This window comes from Streptomyces sp. NPDC002130 (assembly GCF_040296465.1).
Classification (GTDB): Bacteria; Actinomycetota; Actinomycetes; order Streptomycetales; family Streptomycetaceae; genus Streptomyces.
Genome location: NZ_JBEOXI010000665.1, coordinates 1 through 1,769, shown reverse-complemented (window position 1 = coordinate 1,769; position 1,769 = coordinate 1). Strand labels below are relative to the sequence as shown.

Sequence of the window (1,769 nt, the reverse complement as noted above, 5' to 3'; positions counted from 1 at the left end):
TCGGGGAAGCGGGCGGACACGGCGTCCAGGAAGGTCACCGAGACGTCGGTGGCGGCGAGTTCGCGGTAGAACTTCGCGCCGTGGAAGTCGTGCGGATCTCCCGTTCTTCTCCTCGACGCTTCCAATCGCCGATCAGCCCCAGACTGCCCCCGAACCAGTGGTGCCGGTGCCGGCAGAGACCGCTGATTTCTTCCGCACCAACAACCTTCACGACCTACCGCCAGCGCCGCGGCACAATGCCCCTGGTGAGGTCGTACAGTCGCAGCGGAGTGCGGCCCCGAAGATCCCAGTCGACCGAAAACTCGTCCGCACCCTGCAGCGAGAAGCGGCCGAGCTGCTGCGCGAACACCGCACCAAGCGTGACCGAGAGCTCAACGATCCGAAGAACACGAAAATCGTCGCTCCCTTCACCGCAGACGAAGAACGCGAATACGGGCGAGAAACAATCACCCGGCTGGTGAAAAACCACGTCCAACAAACGATCCGGTCCGGAGGCGAAACCTTCGATCTCAACCAGGAACACGCCCTCATCAAGGCGATCTTCGACGCACAGTTCCGCCTCGGACCCCTGCAAGACCTCGTCGAAGAACCCGACATAACAGATATCTACCTCAACGGCGACGCCGTGTACGTCAAATACCCCGACGGACACTACGAATCCAGAGACTCCGTCGTCGACAGCAGCGACGAACTCCTCGAATGGATGAGTCTGCTCGCATCCAGAGCCGACAACGGCGGCAGGCCCTTCTCCAGGATCAATCCCTCCCTCCGGCTCAACATGCAAGGCAACCACCGACTTTCGGTCCTCGGATACACCACCATCCGGCCCTCTGTCGCAATCCGCATCCACCGCCTGACCAACATCACCCTCGAACAACTCTCACTCGACCACCTCATGATGCCCCCAGAACTTGCACACATGCTCGGGTGCGCCATCCGAGGAAGAGCATCGACCGGAGTCGGCGGCGGAATGGGCTACGGCAAAACGACATTCGCCCGCGCCCTGGCCAACGCACTCCCCATCCAGACACGAATCGGAGTCGCCGAAACCGAACGAGAACTCTTTCTCGACGAACTCCCAGGCCGTCGAGACTTCATCGTCGATGCAGAAATGATCATGGGCGGCGGTGAACGCGGCGCAGACGGACAACTCGCCGGCGGCTTCAGTCTGAGCGCAATTCTCTACGAGTTCGTCCGCCAGGGACTCGACTTCCTCGTAGTCGGTGAAATCGCAGGCCTCGAGATCCTCGCTCTGGTCAAGGCCCTCCAAACGGCCAATGGCGGAATTTTCACCACCCACGCTTACACCGCACGCGGTGTCATCGACCGACTCGCCAACCTCGCCCAAGAGCCGCCGATGAACGCGTCAGCGGAATACATCGAGCGGCAACTCGCCGAACACGTCGACGTGATCGTTCAGCTGGCGACGAAGGTCAGGGTCAGCCGCGAAGGCACCACAACCGCAGTCCGATACGTCTCCGAAGTCGTCTACGTCGAACCTGGCGACACCGACAAGCTACCCAGCTTTTCCAACATCTACCGCGGATACTCCGACGGCACAGGCGTATTCGGCAGCATCCCGCAGCCGATGCTACGCAAGCTCCTCGCCGGCGGATTCAAGAAAGTGGACCTCCCTCCCGGCACTCTTCGGAGTTTCGACGAAGAACGCGATCTGTTCGACGACGAAGGAGCTGCATGATCATGTACCAACAAATCGGCGTCTTCCTCGTCCTGCTGCTCTGCGCAGGAGTCGGCTGCCTCGTCGTGGG

Annotated in this window: 1 protein-coding gene; it reads left to right on the top strand. The window is 61.1% G+C overall.

Annotated elements, in window-relative coordinates:
- The first annotated feature begins 166 nt into the window (after window positions 1-166).
- A complete protein-coding gene (locus tag ABT116_RS44215) occupies window positions 167-1,699 on the top strand; it encodes an ATPase, T2SS/T4P/T4SS family (RefSeq protein WP_351646508.1) in 1,533 nt (510 codons plus the stop codon).
- Window positions 1,700-1,769 lie beyond the last annotated feature (70 nt).